Consider the following 16603-nt stretch of genomic DNA (forward strand, 5'->3'; position numbering starts at 1 on the left):
TCATGCATCCCTTCTACTGGGAATCCGCGCACGGCAATTTCGGCGACGACCTCAACCTGTGGCTCTGGGATTTTCTGCTGCCCGGCCTGCGCGACGTCCACCCTGAAACCCTTCTGGTGGGGGTCGGCACCGTGCTCAACGAGGCACTGTTGCCTCCGCGCGTAAAGAAACTCGTCGTCGGCAGTGGCTTCGGCTATGGCAGCGCGCCAAATCTTGCCGATGCCGAGGAATGGGACGTACGCGCCGTGCGCGGACCGTTGACGGCGCGCAAGATTGGGCTGGCCGAACGGCTCGGCATCGTGGACCCGGCCGTGATGGTGGCCGAAATGCCGGAATTCCGGAATCTGCCGAAAAACGGCGGCGCGATCTTCGTGCCGCATTGGGAATCGACGGTCGGCGGTATCTGGCCGATGGTGTGCCGGGAAGCCGGCCTGTCCTATGTTGACCCCTGCGGTGAGGCGAAAAGCGTGATCGGCAAAATCGCGCAAGCCGAACTGGTGGTGGCCGAATCGATGCATGCCGCCATCCTGGCCGATGCGTTCCGCGTGCCCTGGGTCGCGGTGACGACCTCGCAGAGCATCAACAGTTTCAAGTGGCAGGACTGGGCGGCATCGCTCGGCGTTCGCTACGAGCCGAGACTGGTTCCGATTTCCTCGCGTGCCGAGGCGATTACGAAAGGCGCCCGCTTCTGGGGCATCAGCTTCAAGGGGCGCGTACACGCGCCCGAAGCCCCTTGTGGGCCGGGCACATCGGAAACCATGCTCATGGAACGGCCGGAAGAGCCTGTCTCGGCGCTGCGTTCCGCGGCCAAGAAGCTGATGGCCGCCCCGTCCATCCTGGCGCTGCGACAGGCGCGCAAGGCCGAACCGCAGCTTAGCGCCGACCAGGTGCTTGCCGGGAAAAAGGACCAGTTTCGCGAAGTGCTCGCGGACATACACAGAGACTATTTCTGAGCCACAATGCGCGCTGGAAGCAGGTAGCGATGAGGCATCGGGCCTGATGCGGCCCGCTCGCCCTGTTTGCCCCGGAACGCCTCCAGCTTGTCGGCGGCCACGCCGCCGACGATTGCCGGCAGGGTGGAGGGGCGTGTCAACGCGCCGAGGCTGGCGCGTAGCAGGCCGCTCCCGGCCTTGCGGTCGAGGAAATGACGCAGTTCGTAGCGGCCGCGCACATGGCGTTCATGGCGCATCAGCGCCGCGCGCGCGGCATCCGGAACGGTTGCCGAAGCCAGCATGTCGCGGTCGGCTTCATAGAGGCGTTTCAGATCTTCCGTGCGGTGGCGGCCGCTCAGCGAATCGGCGCGTACCACCGCGCCATAGCCGCACCCATGCACGATTTTGTAACGCGCCCCGTTGAGCAGCGCCCGCGCATAGAGGTCGTAATCCTCACCAAGGCGCAGGCCCTCCTGATAACGCAGGCCATGCAGGTCGAGGAAGGCGCGCCGCATCACGGGTTTGAGGAAACCGATTTCACCGCGCGAGGCGCCGCGCCGGGAAATATTGCCATCGACGAAGCTCTCGATATCGAGGAAGCGTGGCGCGGCCTCGAAGCGAGGCACCTGCGGCTCGGTGTGAGATGCGCTGCGCTCGTCGATGAAGACGATATTGTCCGCGACGAAGTCCCAGTCCTGTCCGTCGAGCATGGTGTCGAAGCGGCCAGGCAAAAAGAAGTCATCGGCATCCAGTATGGCGATGAGCGGGGCGCGTGAATCGGCGATAGCCCGGTTCCTGGCATGGGCCGGGCCCTGGTTGTGGTCGAGCCGGATGATGTGGAGACGCCCGCTGCCGTCATCAGCGGCGAGAGATGCTTCGGCCGTGGCGTCGCCCGAGCCGTCATCCACCACGACGACCTCGCTGACACGCATCTCGCGCAAGGCGGAAGTGACCGCGCGCGCGATCGTCGTCTGGGCGTTTCTGGCGGCGATGATGACGCAGACGGTGGAAGTTGCCATGTCGGGCTCCTGCTTGCAGCATTCAAGATCGGCCGCGTCTCCGCAGCCTTCACACGCCCCCAGCCCGCCGGCCGAGGTGACGGCTGGCGCATGCCCATTCACAGTCTCACAAGGCGATTTGATGACGGGGGGCGAGGATACCGGGGCAGCGCCGGCGATCAGGGCAGGCGCGAGCGCCCGACGCCGGACAAGGGCGAGGCCTTGCCTTTCGGCTTGCCGCCTTCCGTCAGGGCCGGCTCGTCGCTGGAAGCGTTGCCGGCATGCTTTCCCGAGGCACCATGGCGCCAGACCATGAACAGCACCGCCACAAAATAACCGACCTGGATCAGCACGGCGCAGATGACGGTGTTGACGACTGTGGTCCACACCGATTGCGTGATCGCGTAATTCGCTATCGCGAATACGATCATGGCAATGGCGAATCCACGAAGGAACAGCAGAAAGGACATGCTATTTCTTCGCGCTGTCGACATGCTGCGTTGTTGTAATTCCTTCGCCCAAATCGCACTCCCGCCAAGCCGAGCGTAGATTTAACTCATCATCGACCCATTCGGACCCGTCTGTTTCAGGGGCCTGAAGCCTCGAATTCCCAATAGCCCGTACATTGGACAGTATAAGAATTCCGGCAATTCGGCGCAACACGGCGCATGGGGCGGATATTTGGCTGCCTGACCATTGGCGTGAAGCCACAATGAGCAGTTGGATTGCCAACGATCTTGCCGGTCGAACGCACCTCGGCAGGGGTACGAATTTTGCAGGAAGTTGGCTTGCCTGTAATCTGAATAAAATTTGACGAACATGGAATAATTTCAAATTAATCAAATTATTGATTTTAATCATCAAGATGTTTACTTGGCTATCATAGTAATATTTTCGGGATTCATTGAGTGTATTCGGTGGTTTCGCGCAATGTTTCCCGTGGTCACAAAATATGACTGATGGATCGCCAAAGCGACCGATTTTCATCACAGACGCGACATATCCAGCGCCCTATTGTCCGCGTGCTGCGGTGCAGTATTCAATCACGTTACTATTTTTCGTGGAGTAACAGGACATGAGGTACGCCGCCAGATTGGCCAGCAGATTCTCGCCCCGATCGCGGGCGGAAGCGCCTTCTGCGATAGGGGGCGCTCTCAAGCGCAGTTTCGACATAGCCGCCGCACTGGCGGGGATCGTGTTGATCAGCCCGCTGCTTGTGATGTTGGCGGCGCTCGTAAAATTCTCCGACGGAGGCGCCGTGGTCTACGGCCATCGCCGGATCGGCCACAACGGCACCGTTTTCCGGTGCTGGAAGTTCCGCACAATGGTTCAAAATGGTGACGAGGTCCTGGCCGCGCATCTGGCCGCCAATCCGGGTGACCGGGAAGAATGGAACGCAACCCGCAAGCTGCAGAACGATCCGCGCGTCACGCGCGTCGGAGCGGTCCTGCGCAAACTGTCGCTCGATGAGCTGCCCCAGATCGTCAACATCCTGCGCGGCGAAATGAGCTTCGTGGGGCCCCGTCCCGTGGTGAAGGACGAGCTGGAACTTTACGGCAAGGCCGCCAGCTTCTACCTGCGGTCACGCCCCGGACTGACGGGACTTTGGCAGGTGAGTGGCCGCAACGACGTGTCCTACGATACCCGCGTCGCCTTCGACCGGCACTATGTCGAGAACTGGTCGTTTGCGTCTGACCTCAAAATCCTCATCCGAACCGTTCCGGCGGTGTTCGCCTCGCGTGGAAGCTACTGAGTCCCCGGAGTCTCGGCTTCGCGCATCGCAAAAGGACGGCAGAAACTTGAAAATGCTCCCCGCAAACCGTTTTGTTCCCCCATCAATCAGCGCCTTTCTCGGCGCGGCGCTCCTGCTGATAGCATCCTTGGTCGCGACCGCTGCGCCGGCTGCACAGACCGATGGCGGCTATGTGCTGGACACGATGGACCGGCTGCGCGTGCGCATTGCCGAATGGCAGAGCGCGGAGGGTGCGCTGCGCGACTGGGCAATCCTGAATGGCGACTATGTCGTTGGTCCCTCGGGAGACATCTCCATGCCTTTCGTCGGCGAACTGGCTGCCCGTGGCCGGTCCACGGCGGAGCTGGCTTCGGCCATAGGCGAGCAGCTTCAGCAGAAGCTCGGCCTGCCGGACCGGCCGGAGGCCTCGGTGGAGATCGCCGAGTTCCGGCCGATCTTCATTGCCGGTGACGTGCAGACGCCGGGCAAATATCCTTACGATCCGCAGCTTACCGTTCTGAAGGCCCTGAGTCTGGCCGGCGGCTTGCGCCGCTCCGATTCGGCGGGGCTCGGTGGCCCGCGCGATTTCGTTAACGCGCAGGGCAATTATGATGTGCTGGTCGCGCAGCGAAACGGCCTGCTCGCCCGTCGCGCTCGCCTCGTTGCCGAGGCTGAGGGCAAGGACGACATCGTGTTCCCCGATGAACTCGGCAAGAGCGACGCCGGGCGCAAGCTGATGAATGACGAGAAAGCCCTGATGGCGGCGCGGGAAAAGCGGCTGCGGCTGCAGCTTTCGGCGCTCGACGATCTCAAGAAGCTGCTCCAGTCCGAGATCGAATCGCTCCAGCAGAAGATCACGACCCAGACGCGGCAACTCGATCTGGCGCGCAATGAACTGAAGAGCATCGGCAACCTGCAGGAAAAGGGTCTGGTGGTGAACCAGCGTATCCTGTCGCTTGAGCAGAGCAATGCCGAGCTCGAGGGCAAGATCCTTGACATGGAGACGGCGAGCCTGCGCGCCAAGCAGGATATTGCCAAGGCGGCCCAGGATGCCATCAGCCTTCAGAACGACCGCGAGACGGAGATCGCGCGGGATCGCCAACAGGCGGAAGCCGATCTCAACGAGGTCAGCGTGAAGATGGGCATGTATGCGGGATTGATGACCGAAGCGCTGGGCAGAGCCCCGCAGGCAGCCGCCACCGCCGCATCCGCGACAGCTTCCGCACCGACGATACACTACAAGATCGTGCGCAGCGCGAACGGCAAATCCAGTGAAACCGAGGCGCAGGAGGACACTCCCGTTCGTCCGGGAGACGTGATCAAGGTCGAGGTCGCCGCACCCCAGGTGAACTCGAACTGAAGCCGACCGCGCAAAGCGTGCGGCCCGGCTGCGAGCGGAATTCGAGATGAAGATTTCCAAGGCCCTTCTGGTCGATCCCGAGCGCAACTCATTGTACGGATGCGCCGCGGTCGCGCTTTCCATCTTCGTCTTTGCCTATTCGACGCGGTTCGGTCAGGTCTTTGTCCTTGCCTACTACGCTTGCTGGCTGCCGCTTCTGCTTGTGGATCGCCGGCGCATCCTTGACTGCTACTGGCGGTTCGGCTGGATCGTGGCCTTCGCGGTCCTCGCCTGCCTTTCCGTGTTCTGGTCGGCCGCGCCCACCGCCACCGCGCGCGCGGGCGTACAGTTGCTCTCACATGTGATTTGCGCGCTGATCGCGGCACGCACGATCAGCTTGCACACCCTGTGCCGGGGCGCCATCGTCGGCATCTTCGTCGTGCTGCTCTATTCCTTTGCATTCGGGCAATACAATTACGATCCGCTTGACGGCACCTACAGCTTCGTCGGTGCCTTCTCGTCGAAGAACCAGATCGGGCTCTTCGCCTCGCTCGGCATCTATTTCGCGTTTTCCGGCATCTTCATCCTGCGTGAGCGCGCGGCATGGCGGCTTCTGGCGCTTGTCTGCGGAGCGGTTTCAGCCGTTGCGCTGGCCAAGGCGCAGTCTGCCACCTCGGTTCTGGCAATCGTGGCGACGCTGGGGGCCGTTGGCTGCCTGATGGTCGTCATGAAGTTCCCGCCCTCGATCCGCAAGATCGCCCTTGTTGCCGCTTCGATAATAGCTGTTGTCGCGGTTTTCGCGGCGACCAGTCTGGGTGCATTCGATGTCGTGCTCGGCGCGTTCGGCAAGGATTCGACGCTCACCGGTCGCACCTATCTGTGGTCACAGGGCTGGGAAGCCGCGGCCCAGGCACCGGTTTTCGGTGTCGGCTATCAGGCCTATTGGGTCCAGGGTTTTTCAGAGGCAGAGCGGCTGTGGGCTGAATTCTACATCGGTTCGCGCAGTGGCTTTCATTTCCATAACACCTATATCGAGGTGCTGGTCGAGCTCGGGGCGGTCGGGCTGGTGCTCATCGCCATGCTCATGATCCGCGTTCCGTTCGGATTCATTTCGCGGCTGGCAAGCGCACGCCACGACCCGGTCTCGCTGGTCGCGTTCGGCATTGCCTGGATGTTTCTCATACGCTCCTTCGTGGAGGTCGACGTCATCAATCCCTATGTCGTGGGCAGTTTCCTACTCTACTATGTGGCCGGACTTCTTGCCTCGCCCTTGGGAAGCCGGCATGCAGTCATCTCCACCGGGCAACGCGATCCGTTCCTGAAAGCCATCGCATGAACAGGCTGCTCGGGGTGCAATATCTTCGGGCGGTTGCCGCACTGGGCGTGGTGGCCTTCCATGCGGCCGAACGCGCGGGCGGCCATTTCGTCATCGGCGCGGCCGGCGTGGACATTTTCTTTGTCGTCAGCGGTTTCATCATGTGGGTCATCGCTGAAATCCGGCATCCCGCGCCGGCGGCGTTCCTGCGCGACCGCGTCGAACGTATCGCGCCGGCTTACTGGATTGCTACGGGCGTAATGGTGGCGGGGGGATTGGCCGGGTTGTTTCCCAATATGCGGCTCACTGCATTCCATGTCTTCGGCTCGCTTGCCTTCCTGCCGCACAGATCACCGAGCGATGGCCAGATCTGGCCGGTGCTTGTGCAGGGCTGGACGCTGAATTACGAACTGTTCTTCTATGTCCTGTTTGCCTTCGTGCTGACGCTGGCCGCTGGCAGACGGCTGCTTGTCCTGGCCTGCCTGTTTGCAGGCCTGATTGCGGCCGGATTGCTGCTTCAGCCGCAAGACGCCGTTCTCATGACCTATACCAGCCCGTTGCTGCTCGAGTTTCTGCTCGGATGCTGCATCGGCAAATTGTGGCTGGAAGGCAGGATTCCGACGGCCATGACAGGGATGGCACTCATCGTCGCCGCTGTCGTGGGCTTTGCCTTTGTCGGCGTCACCTATTCAGGCTTCAACACCTTCATTCTCGGCCCGCTGGCCGGCGCCCTCCTGATCGGCGTTCTCGCGCTGGAAAAGAGCGGCTTGATGCCCCGCGTCGCTTCGGCCGGATATCTCGGCGATGCGTCCTATTCAATCTATCTGTGGCACACGATGGCAATCTCAGTGGTCGCCAAGCTTGGCGCCGTGCTCTCCTGGCCACCCTCGATCACCTTTGGCATGGCGGTGGTTTGCGGCACGGCGGTCGGGCTGGCGGCCTACGAACTCCTGGAAAAACCCATCGCCGCCTTTTTTAAATCCCGGCGACATCGGCGCGAGCGCAGACTGGCGATCTGAGCCGCGCCGAACCCACACAGGGTTCAGGCCCGCCTATGAATGCAGCGGCCACCGACCCACGTACCGGCAACGCGGGTCTCGATGATGGCCATCGGGTCGTTCGCGAAAATATCGTCCTCCAGCATGACGAAATCGGCAAGCTTGCCCGGTGACAAGTCGCCCTTCAGGTGTTCTTCCTTGCCGGCATAGGCGCCAAGCACCGTATAGGCACGGATCGCGTCAAAGACGTCGACTGCTTCCGATATATCGAGGTCCTGACCGGTCGCGGTGACGCGATTGACCATGGAATGCATGCCGCGCATGGGATTGGGGTGGCAGACCGGCGAATCCGAATGCCCCGGCGCGATGACTCCGGCCGCGTTCATGCTCCGATGCGGCCACATATGGCGCATGGCCTCGGCGCCGCGATTCTGGCGGTAGGCATCTCCCAGATCATAGGCAAAGCCGGTGGCGGAAGAGCAGACCACCTTCAGCCGTTGCAACCGCTGGAGGATCGCAGGTGTCACATTGCAGCAATGCTCGACCCGCATCCGGTGATCCTCAACCGGGTGATGGGTCAGGGCATGTTCGAAAGCATCCAGCACGAAATCGATGCCGCGGTCTCCCACGCCATCGGCTCCGACCATCAGGCCCGCCTTGTGCGCGCGCAGGACGCGCTGTTTGAAGTCCTCGGCCTCGTAAACAAGCATGCCGCGATTGTCTTCGGGCTCGCCCAGAACCTTGTCGCCGAGATAGGGCGTGTAATAGGCGGCGGTGCGCCCGCTGGTCGAGCAATCGGGGCACCATTCCACCCCCGTCAGTCGCAGCCATTCGTCACCGAATCCGGTGCGCCAGCCCGCGCGGATGATGGCGTCGATCAGCGCGTCCTCGCGTCCGCTGGCCAAAAGGCCGACGCGCAGCCGCAGCTCGCCTTTCTCCCGCATCTGCTGATAGGCGGAAATGCCTCCGGTCGAACACAGCGAATTGTGCACCGAGGTGATGCCGTAGCTTGCGAAATCCGCAAACACCTGTTGCAAGCCGGCCTGGAAATTCTCGGTGGTGAAGCGGTCTTGCAGATGGTTGACGATGGCATGGGCGGCGGATTCGCGCAAAAGCCCGGTCGGCTTGCCTGTGGCCGGATCACGGTCGATGCGCCCGAAGGCCGGGTCAGCCGCGGTCTCGTCGAACCCCACGGCCCGCAGGGCAGCCGAATTCGCGATGCCGAGATGGGCGTCGCGGCGATAGAGAAAGACCGGCCGCCCGCCCGCTGCGTTGTCAAGCTCATCGAGGCTCGGATAGCCCCCGAGCCGCAGGTCATCATAACCAAAGCCCACATACCAGCGCTCCTGCGGCGTATCGGCCAGCGTGGCGGCGATTTCGCGCAACAGGGCAGCCTTGGTGTCCGGTCCTTTGGCAAGTTCTACCCAGCTCCCAAGCCGCGCACCATGCAGATCGGGGTGACAATGGCTGTCGATAAAGCCTGGCAGCACAACCCGCCCGCCACAATCCACCACGGTCGCCGAAGGCGCGAGTGCCCGTATCTCGGAGCTGGAGCCAAGCGCCAGGACACGCCCGCCCGAGATCGCCATTGCCTCGAAAAATTCCCCGCGCCGGCGCATGGTCGCGATCTTTCCGTTGACCACGATGGTCTCGATGGGGCGAAGTTCCATTAGTCACCTTGTTTTCGGCGCCGGGCAACACCCGCGCGATTGGGGTCAGGGAAGGGTCGCGGTTTTCTGCATCTCCGCGACCAGCCAGTTGGAAAATGCGGTCAGCGAAGCGTTCTGGCTTCCGGGCCGCGAGACGAGATAATATGCTTGGCTTTGCCGCCTTATCGTTTCCCGGAATGGCCGCACCAGCCTGCCCGCCGTGAGGTCGGGCTCGGCGTTCACATTGTCGCCCATTGCAATGCCAAGCCCGGCGCGTGCTGCCGCAAGGCAAAGCGTGAAGTCCTGAAAACGATAGGGGCGTCGCGCCGCGGAATCATCAAGCCCGTAGGACAGGAAGTAATCGCGCCATTGCGTGCCCTCGGGATTGTCGATCAGCGGATAGTTGAACAGGTCCTGCACGCTGTTGAGCCCGGGCAAGCTGTTCGCGACGCCGGGGCTGCACACCGGAAACAGCGTCAACTGGGTCAGCAGCCGGATTTCCTTGCCGGGCCAGTCGGGCCGGCCATACAGCAGATGCAGGTCGGCTCTGATGGCATCGATGGCGTTGGCATCGGCGGAACTGGAAGCCATGACCACGATGTCGATCTTGGGATAGAGTGTCGAGAATTGCTCGAGTTTGGGGATCAACCAGTTGCTGGCCAGCGCGGGCATGCAGCTTATGGTGATCGTGCCTTCATGTGCGCCTGCGTCAAGACTCTGCATCGCCGCGTCCAGCTGCCCGAAGGCACGCGTGAGCCGCTCCATCAACCGCCGTCCTTCGGGGGTCAGTTCCACCCCGCGCCCGGAGCGCGCGATCAGCCGGGTGGAAAGGCGCCCCTCCAGCTGCTTCACCTGCTTGCTGATTGCGCCGTGGGTCACATTCAGTTCGTCGGCGGCCGCGCTCAACGAGCCGCGCCGGCCAAGCGCCTCGAAGGCGCGCAGCGCGTTCAAGGGAGGAAGCTCTCTCATGGCGCTTGCGTCTCTGGGTGGAGCATCTGCAATATGTGAGTTTTTCTCCATGGAAAGGTGATTATTTTTCATTTGATTGCCAATTTCTCACAGACTAGCATCTTTCAACGATCAGACAAGATGCAGTTGCGAGAAGAACAGCCGAACCACGGCCAAGGCAGACCTACTGCCCCGACAGGCAAGAACGACCGGAACTTAACCGGCAGGGGAGAGAGATCAGATCGACAGGACTGCGCATCGGACGCGGCTGCGATGGAATCACACCAACAGGGAGGTTTTAGATAATGAGAAGACGATTTCGCAGGATGAGCATGGCGGCTGCGCTGGCCCTGTCCACCTTCGCAACCGCTGCCTACGCTGAACAGACCCTTACCATCGCCTCCTGGGGTGGCGCCTATCAGGACGCCCAGCGTGAAGCCTGGTTTAACATCGTTGCCAAGGAACTCGGGATCACCATCAAGGAAGACACCACCTCGGGTGTTGCCGATGTGCGCGTTCAGGTGGCCTCGGGCAAGCCGACATGGGATCTGGTGCAGCAGGGCAATTACGGCTGCGCCATTCTCGACAAGGAAGGCAATGCCGAGCCGCTTTCCGATGCGATCCAGAACATGGAAGGCTTTGACGCCAGCCTGAAGGGCAAGGGCTGGATTTCCAATCTGGTCTACTCGAACGTGCTCGCCTGGAACGACGAAACCTATCCCGATAATAAACCGCAGGGTTGGGCCGATCTCTGGGATACCGAGAAATTCCCCGGCGGACGCAGCATGCGCCGTAGTCCGGTCTATAACATGGAGGCGGCGCTGATCGCGGACGGCGTGCCGATGGACAAGCTCTATCCGCTTGATGTCGACCGCGCCTTTGCCAAGCTTGAAAGCCTGCGCGACGATGTGACCGTCTGGTGGAGCTCGGGCGCTCAATCCGCGCAGGTGCTGCAGGACGGCGAGGTCGATATGAGCGGCCTGTGGAACGGACGGGCGCAGAGCATCGCCGACGAAGGTGAGCCGATCAGCATCACCTACAATCAGCAGATGCTGCTGACCGATTGCTGGATCGTGCCGAAAGGCGCGCCCAACAAGGACCTTGCCATGAAGGCGATCGAGATCATGAGCCGCCCGGAGGTTCAGGCGCGGATCGCCCTTTACATCAATTACGGACCGGCCAACAGCAAGGCCTTCGAAACCGGCGTCATCCCGGAAGATGCCGCGAAAAAGCTGCCGAGCTATCCCGATAATCTCGCGAAGGGCTTCATTCTGGATGCGAATTACTGGGCAGACAATCTGGACAAGCTGACCCAGCGTTTCGACCTGTTCATCCAGCAGTAAGGCGAGGGCATGACATCAGGACCTCTCCGGTCTGACGGGATGGGAGGCGCTGCTGCGCTTCCCATCACGATCAGCAATATCAGAAAAAACTACGGCAGCTTTCGTGCGCTGGACAATGTCAGTCTCGACATCCGCAGCGGCGAATTCCTGACCCTGCTCGGGCCCTCGGGGTCGGGTAAGACCACGCTTTTGATGGTGCTATCGGGCTTCGTGCGCCCGGATTCGGGGTCCGTGCGCTTTGCAGAGCGCGAGGTGGTGCTGTTGCCTCCGCACAAGCGCGATATCGGCATGGTGTTTCAGAACTATGCCTTGTTTCCGCATATGACGGTGGCAGGAAACCTGGCCTATCCGCTGAAACTGCGTCATGTCCACCGCGCCGAGATCGAGGCGCGGGTCGAAAAAGCGCTGGATCTGGTGCAGCTTGGCGGGCTCGGAGCGCGCGGCGTGGACGAGCTTTCCGGTGGTCAGCGACAGCGAGTGGCGCTCGCGCGGGCGGTGATCTTTGAGCCGCGCATCCTGCTGATGGATGAGCCGCTTTCGGCGCTGGACAAGAATCTGCGCGAGCAGATGCAGCTTGAAGTGCGCAGGCTGCATGACCGGCTGGGAATGACCACCGTCTATGTTACGCATGATCAGCGCGAAGCGCTGACCATGTCCGATCGGATCGCGGTCCTCGACAAGGGCAGGATCCAGCAGGTCGATCCGCCGCAAGCGCTTTATGAGCGGCCAAAAACGCATTTCGTCGCCGACTTTATCGGAGAGTCCTTTTCTCTTCCGGTGACGGTGAACGATGGCGGCGCCACGCTTTTTGATCAGGCGCTGCACCTGCCGCGCAAAATTGCGGGATCGGAGCCGTATTTCCTCGTGCTGCGTCCCGAGAAACTCACATTGCTGCCCAATTCCGTGGACGGCGAAGCAGGCGTCAATGTCATCAAGGGACAGGTGCGCCAGTCGGTGTTCCATGGCGACAGCGTGATGATCTACGTGGCCGTTCGCGATGCGCATGAAATCGCCCTGCGCATCCCGCTGCGCGGCAACGTCGTGCTGCCCCAACCCGGGGAACATGTCAGGCTTGGCTACGGGATCGAAGATACGATTGTGGTGCCCGCGGCAGAGCAGGCGGGAGGCGAGCGATGAGCAGCGCTGAAAGCGGGGTCCGGCAAAATGAAACCGCCCTTGCGAGGCAGGCGTTCACAGAACAGCTGAAGCTGTTGTCGTTGTCTTTTCCCGCGCTCCTGCTCGTAGGCTTCATCGTACTGATTCCCATGGGATGGCTGTTCTGGTTGTCCTTCCTGGATGCCGATGGTTTCACGCTGGCGCATTATGAGCGTCTGTTGCATCCGTCCTATGGCTTGACGCTGCGCACGACTTTCGAGCTGGCTTTTCTGGTCACGGCGGTCTGCGTGGTTCTGGGGTATCCGCTTGCCTATATCGCAGCGCAGATGTCGCCTCGGGCAGCGCGGATTGTGCTTCTATGCGTGCTGTTTCCGTTCTGGACCTCGCTGTTGGTGCGGACCTATGCGTGGCTTGTGCTGCTGCAAAGGCGCGGCCAGCTCAACACATGGCTGCAGGACTGGGGGCTCACCGACGCGCCGCTGCGTCTGGTCCATAATTTCACCGGCACCGCGATCGGCATGGTTCATATCATGCTGCCCTTTATGATCCTGCCGCTCTATGCCGCGATGAAATCCATCGATGAGAACTATATGCGCGCGGCGGCCAATCTGGGCGCCTCGCCGGTGCAGGCCTTCTGGCAGATCCATGTGCCGCTATCGCTGCCCGGCCTTGGCGCGGGCGTGATGGTCGTCTTTGTGCTGTCGCTCGGGTTTTACGTCACCCCGGCGCTATTGGGCGGAGGGCGCGTGATGATGTGGGCGATGCAGATCGAACGCTCGCTCGCGGTCTATTCCGATTGGGGGGCAGCCAGTGCTCTCGGCGTTGTGCTGTTAGTGATCACACTTGCGATGCTGTGGCTGTTCTCGCGGTTGACAGGTGCGGTCAACGCCGCTGCGGGAGGGAGATAGATGCTACGCCGTCCTGCAACCTCGACCCAGATCACCCATCTGCAGCGGCTCTGGCTATATATCCTCTGCGGCCTTGTCTTGTTCTATCTGGTCGTGCCGACGCTGCTGGTAATCCCGATGAGTTTTTCGGGGTCGCGTTTCCTGAGTTTTCCGCCCGAAACGTGGTCCTTGCGGTGGTATAGAGCCTATTTCGACTCCGTCGAGTGGCGCGCGGCCACGTCGGTTTCGCTGCAGGCGGCTGCATGGACGACCGTCGTCGCTACCGTGACCGGAACGCTGGCTGCCTATGGGCTGCATTGCTCGCGACTGAAGATCACGAAACATCTGTCGGTGCTGCTGGTGCTGCCGATGATCATTCCGGTCATCCTGCTTGCGGTCGGCGTTTTCATGCTGTTTGCGCCGCTGCAACTCAACAGCTCGCTCACCGGGCTCGTATTGTCGCATTCGGCGCTGGCGATCCCGCTGGTGCTGATCACCGTCACCGCCGGAATGCGCAATTTCGATCTCAATCAGGAACAGGTCGCGCGCAGCCTGGGCGCCTCCCGGCCCAGAGCCTTTGTCACCGTGACGCTACCACAGATCAGGAACTCGGTCCTTTCGGCCGCACTGCTCTCATTCGTCGTCTCGCTGGACGAAGTGGTGATCGCGCTTCTGATTGCCGGGGGCGATATGGCCACCTTGCCGCGCCGGATGTTCCTCGCGCTGCGCGACGAGATCGACCCGACCATCGCCTCGATCTCGACCATCCTCATATTGCTTTCGATCCTCCTTCTGGGCCTGTCCCAGCTTCTGGATCGCAAGCGCTCCAAATAGCCCGACAGGTGCAAGATGCTCCATTTCGACAGATCTGAATTCGACCGCCGCATAAAGGCCGCACGCGCGCTGATGCGCAAGGAGGGACTGGATGCCCTGCTGCTCTTCGCGCAGGAAAGCCATTTCTACCTGACCGGCTTCGACACATCCGGCTTCGTGTTCTTCCAGTGCGCGCTGCTGACTTCCGACGAGACCGACCCGCCGGTTCTGCTGACGCGACGCCCGGATCTGGAACAGGCGCGGCGTACCTCGACTTTCACCGACATCCGGCTCTGGTATGACCGTCCCGGCATGGACCCTTCGCGCGAGCTGCTTTCGATCCTCGAGGAGAAAAAGCTCAAAGGAGCCCGGGTCGGCATCGAGATGCGCACCTTCGGCCTCACCGCCGATAATTATGCGTTGATCGCGGCACGGCTTGCGGGCTGGTGCGAACTGGTCGATGCCTCCTGGCTGGTGCGCAGCCTGCGCGTGATCAAGAGCCCCGCGGAAATCGACTATGTCCGCGAGGCCGCCGAACTGGCTGACCAGTCGCTTGAGGCAATGATCGATGCGGCGGGTCCCGGTGTCTTTGAGGGCAAGGTGGCAGCCGCGGGCGCGGTGCCGATCCTTGCCGGAGGTGGTGATCCACCGCCCTCCGGCCCGGTACTCGGCTCAGGGGATCGTGCGCTTCTGGTGCGCTCGGCCACCGGCTACCGGACGATGGATGCGGTCGACCAGCTTACCCTCGAACATGCGGCGAGCTACCGTCATTACTGCGCCTGCCTGATGCGCACCATCGCCATCGGCAAGGCCAGCGCGAAACAGGAACATATGTTCGACGTCACGCTGGAGGCGATCACCGCCATGACCGACGCCGCGCGCTCGGGCGCGACCATCGGCGGCATAGATGACGCGCATCGCGCGGTTTTCGATCGCCGCGGCTATGGCCATGCGCGGATGTCGGCTTGTGGCTATTCGCTGGGCGCGACCTATCGGCCGAGCTGGATGGATGTGCCGCCGATGATCTATTCCGGCAATGAGATGATCATCGAGCCGGGGATGACGCTGTTCCTCCATGCGATTCTGGTCGATGCGGAGGCCAATCTGGCAATGTCGCTCGGCTATACGATCCTGACCCGCGACGGCGCACCGGAGGTTCTCAGCCGCGTCAAGCCGGAATTCGTAGTGAAGGTCTGAGGCGGGAGCGCGTGCGATGGCGGATGACAGCATTTTCGCCGCGGATTTCCGTTCCGCACCCTATTGGTGGGAGGCCGCCGCACCCGAACCCCCCGTTCCTGACCCGCTGCCGGGTCAGGTCGATGTCTGCATCATCGGCGGTGGCTATACCGGGCTGAATTGCGCGCTCGAACTGGCGCGCAACGGCGTGCGCTGTCTGGTCATCGATGAAAATCGCATCGGCTGGGGCGCCAGTTCGCGCAATGGCGGGCTGATCACCGGCGGGCTCAAGATCGCGAACAGCCCGCAGGCCGCGCAACTGCCTGATGAAGACCGCGAAAGGCTGGTGGCCGAGGCGATCGGAACATTTCGCTTCGTCTGTGATCTGACCTCGCGCGAAGGGATCGACTGCGACCTCGCCCCCGTGGGACGCTTTACCTGCGCATGGTCGAAAAGCCATTACGACAAGCTTGCGGCCTCGGTCGAAAGCGTGGCGCGGCTCACCGGAGCGGGAGCGTGGATGGTTCCGCCTGAACGCCAGCATGAAGAGATCGGCAGCAATCATTATCGCGGCGGCCAGGTCGCCGAAGGCGCGGGCACGCTGCATCCGGCGAAATATGTCCGCGGCCTCGCGCGGGCGGCAACGCAGGCAGGCGCCCGGCTGGTCGGCGCCTGCAAGATGACGTCCATGCGCCGCGAGGGCTCAGGTTGGATTGTCTCGACCACGCGGGGTGAAGTTTCGGCGGCAAATGTCATGCTTGCGACCAACGCCTATACCGGCCCCGAGACCCCTTGGTTTCGCCGGCGCCTGGTTCCGGTCGCCAGCTTCATGATCGCAACCGAGGAACTGCCCGAGGACCTCGTCCGGAAGATCGCGCCGAAGGCCCGCGCCAAGGCCGATACCCGCCGTGTGCTCAGCTATTTCCGCCTCTCGCCCGACCATCGCCGCGTGCTGTGGGGCGGACGCGTCGGCACCCAGGACATGGATCCGCGTGAAAGCGCGCGGCGGCTGCATCGCGTGATGACGCAGGTCTGGCCGGAACTGGCCAAGGCAAAGGTGACGCATTCATGGAATGGCAACGTCGCCTTCACCTTCGATTTCCTTCCCCATCTCGGCGCGCATGATGGCGTGCATTACGCGCTTGGCTGTCAGGGCAATGGCGTGGCGATGCAAAGCTGGCTCGGCTTTCAGGCGGCGCGGGCGATGATTTCAGCGCAACCAAGCGACAGCATGTTCGCGCGCTTTCCCTTCACGACAAAGCCGCTTTACTCCGGCGATCCCTGGATGCTGCCAGCCGTTCTGGCCTGGTATCACCTGCGCGACTGGATCGACCGGACCAGAGGATAGGAAACGACG

General features: G+C 62.0%; 15 protein-coding genes. 11 read left to right on the top strand and 4 right to left on the bottom strand.

Annotation, left to right across the window (positions count from 1 at the left end; translation table 11 throughout):
* The first annotated feature begins 2 nt into the window (after positions 1–2).
* A complete protein-coding gene (locus C7441_RS14005; RefSeq protein ID WP_109613395.1) occupies positions 3–953 on the top strand; it encodes a polysaccharide pyruvyl transferase family protein in 951 nt (316 codons plus the stop codon).
* Here C7441_RS14005 and C7441_RS14010 read toward each other — a convergent pair.
* Both C7441_RS14010 and C7441_RS14015 read right to left on the bottom strand, forming a co-directional pair.
* Positions 944–1951, bottom strand: a complete 1008-nt coding sequence (locus C7441_RS14010) for a glycosyltransferase family 2 protein (RefSeq protein WP_109613445.1) — start codon at positions 1949–1951, stop codon at positions 944–946. The two genes, C7441_RS14005 and C7441_RS14010, sit on opposite strands and share 10 nt — an antisense overlap.
* Before the next feature lie 158 nt (positions 1952–2109).
* Positions 2110–2400 carry an exopolysaccharide production repressor protein gene (locus tag C7441_RS14015; RefSeq protein ID WP_109613396.1) on the bottom strand — a complete coding sequence of 97 codons (291 nt, stop codon included), beginning with the start codon at positions 2398–2400 and terminating at the stop codon, positions 2110–2112.
* A 605-nt stretch (positions 2401–3005) separates the two neighbouring features.
* On the opposite strand from C7441_RS14015, the gene C7441_RS14020 reads away from it, so the two are divergent.
* The 4 genes from C7441_RS14020 to C7441_RS14035 are packed head-to-tail and all read left to right on the top strand — an operon-like array spanning position 3006 to position 7335.
* On the top strand, positions 3006–3683 hold the full coding sequence (locus C7441_RS14020; protein ID WP_109613397.1) for a sugar transferase: 678 nt from the start codon (positions 3006–3008) through the stop codon (positions 3681–3683).
* 52 nt (positions 3684–3735) lie between these two features.
* Entirely contained in the window at positions 3736–5022 is a 1287-nt protein-coding gene (locus C7441_RS14025; RefSeq protein ID WP_109613398.1) for a polysaccharide biosynthesis/export family protein, read from the top strand.
* Between the two features lie 46 nt (positions 5023–5068).
* Complete coding sequence (locus C7441_RS14030; protein ID WP_109613399.1) at positions 5069–6337, top strand: O-antigen ligase family protein; 1269 nt, start codon at positions 5069–5071, stop codon at positions 6335–6337.
* Positions 6334–7335 carry an acyltransferase family protein gene (locus tag C7441_RS14035; protein ID WP_109613400.1) on the top strand — a complete coding sequence of 334 codons (1002 nt, stop codon included), beginning with the start codon at positions 6334–6336 and terminating at the stop codon, positions 7333–7335. The genes C7441_RS14030 and C7441_RS14035 overlap by 4 nt, the downstream gene beginning before the upstream one ends.
* 23 nt (positions 7336–7358) lie before the next feature.
* On the opposite strand, the gene C7441_RS14040 is transcribed toward C7441_RS14035, so the two are convergent.
* Positions 7359–8984 carry an amidohydrolase gene (locus tag C7441_RS14040; protein ID WP_109613401.1) on the bottom strand — a complete coding sequence of 542 codons (1626 nt, stop codon included), beginning with the start codon at positions 8982–8984 and terminating at the stop codon, positions 7359–7361.
* Positions 8985–9029: 45 nt separating this feature from the next.
* On the bottom strand, positions 9030–9932 hold the full coding sequence (locus C7441_RS14045) for a LysR substrate-binding domain-containing protein (protein ID WP_170125137.1): 903 nt from the start codon (positions 9930–9932) through the stop codon (positions 9030–9032).
* A gap of 284 nt (positions 9933–10216) precedes the next feature.
* On the opposite strand from C7441_RS14045, the gene C7441_RS14050 reads away from it, so the two are divergent.
* From C7441_RS14050 to C7441_RS14075, 6 genes are read left to right on the top strand one after another with little or no spacing between them, the layout of a single operon-like run.
* Positions 10217–11254, top strand: coding sequence for a polyamine ABC transporter substrate-binding protein (locus C7441_RS14050; protein WP_109613403.1), 1038 nt, complete (start codon positions 10217–10219; stop codon positions 11252–11254).
* Between the two features lie 9 nt (positions 11255–11263).
* The gene (locus tag C7441_RS14055; RefSeq protein WP_342353276.1) at positions 11264–12391 is read left to right on the top strand and encodes an ABC transporter ATP-binding protein; all 1128 of its coding nucleotides are present in this window, start codon (positions 11264–11266) and stop codon (positions 12389–12391) included.
* Entirely contained in the window at positions 12388–13278 is an 891-nt protein-coding gene (locus C7441_RS14060) for an ABC transporter permease (protein WP_109613405.1), read from the top strand. Before C7441_RS14055 ends, C7441_RS14060 begins: the two co-directional genes overlap by 4 nt.
* Positions 13279–14091, top strand: coding sequence for an ABC transporter permease (locus tag C7441_RS14065; protein ID WP_109613406.1), 813 nt, complete (start codon positions 13279–13281; stop codon positions 14089–14091).
* A gap of 15 nt (positions 14092–14106) precedes the next feature.
* Complete coding sequence (locus C7441_RS14070) at positions 14107–15267, top strand: M24 family metallopeptidase (protein WP_109613407.1); 1161 nt, start codon at positions 14107–14109, stop codon at positions 15265–15267.
* Positions 15268–15283: 16 nt separating this feature from the next.
* Positions 15284–16594 carry an NAD(P)/FAD-dependent oxidoreductase gene (locus tag C7441_RS14075; RefSeq protein ID WP_109613408.1) on the top strand — a complete coding sequence of 437 codons (1311 nt, stop codon included), beginning with the start codon at positions 15284–15286 and terminating at the stop codon, positions 16592–16594.
* Positions 16595–16603: the final 9 nt, after the last annotated feature.

The organism is Pseudaminobacter salicylatoxidans, from assembly GCF_003148475.1.
Lineage (GTDB): Bacteria > Pseudomonadota > Alphaproteobacteria > Rhizobiales > Rhizobiaceae > Pseudaminobacter > Pseudaminobacter salicylatoxidans.

Coding starts and splice junctions, on each gene's coding strand:
- C7441_RS14005 (WP_109613395.1), top strand. CDS start 3: ATGCATCCCTTCTACTGGGAATCCGCGCACGGCAATTTCGGCGACGAC.
- C7441_RS14010 (WP_109613445.1), bottom strand. CDS start 1,951: ATGGCAACTTCCACCGTCTGCGTCATCATCGCCGCCAGAAACGCCCAG.
- C7441_RS14015 (WP_109613396.1), bottom strand. CDS start 2,400: ATGTCCTTTCTGCTGTTCCTTCGTGGATTCGCCATTGCCATGATCGTA.
- C7441_RS14020 (WP_109613397.1), top strand. CDS start 3,006: ATGAGGTACGCCGCCAGATTGGCCAGCAGATTCTCGCCCCGATCGCGG.
- C7441_RS14025 (WP_109613398.1), top strand. CDS start 3,736: ATGCTCCCCGCAAACCGTTTTGTTCCCCCATCAATCAGCGCCTTTCTC.
- C7441_RS14030 (WP_109613399.1), top strand. CDS start 5,069: ATGAAGATTTCCAAGGCCCTTCTGGTCGATCCCGAGCGCAACTCATTG.
- C7441_RS14035 (WP_109613400.1), top strand. CDS start 6,334: ATGAACAGGCTGCTCGGGGTGCAATATCTTCGGGCGGTTGCCGCACTG.
- C7441_RS14040 (WP_109613401.1), bottom strand. CDS start 8,984: ATGGAACTTCGCCCCATCGAGACCATCGTGGTCAACGGAAAGATCGCG.
- C7441_RS14045 (WP_170125137.1), bottom strand. CDS start 9,932: ATGAGAGAGCTTCCTCCCTTGAACGCGCTGCGCGCCTTCGAGGCGCTT.
- C7441_RS14050 (WP_109613403.1), top strand. CDS start 10,217: ATGAGAAGACGATTTCGCAGGATGAGCATGGCGGCTGCGCTGGCCCTG.
- C7441_RS14055 (WP_342353276.1), top strand. CDS start 11,264: ATGACATCAGGACCTCTCCGGTCTGACGGGATGGGAGGCGCTGCTGCG.
- C7441_RS14060 (WP_109613405.1), top strand. CDS start 12,388: ATGAGCAGCGCTGAAAGCGGGGTCCGGCAAAATGAAACCGCCCTTGCG.
- C7441_RS14065 (WP_109613406.1), top strand. CDS start 13,279: ATGCTACGCCGTCCTGCAACCTCGACCCAGATCACCCATCTGCAGCGG.
- C7441_RS14070 (WP_109613407.1), top strand. CDS start 14,107: ATGCTCCATTTCGACAGATCTGAATTCGACCGCCGCATAAAGGCCGCA.
- C7441_RS14075 (WP_109613408.1), top strand. CDS start 15,284: ATGGCGGATGACAGCATTTTCGCCGCGGATTTCCGTTCCGCACCCTAT.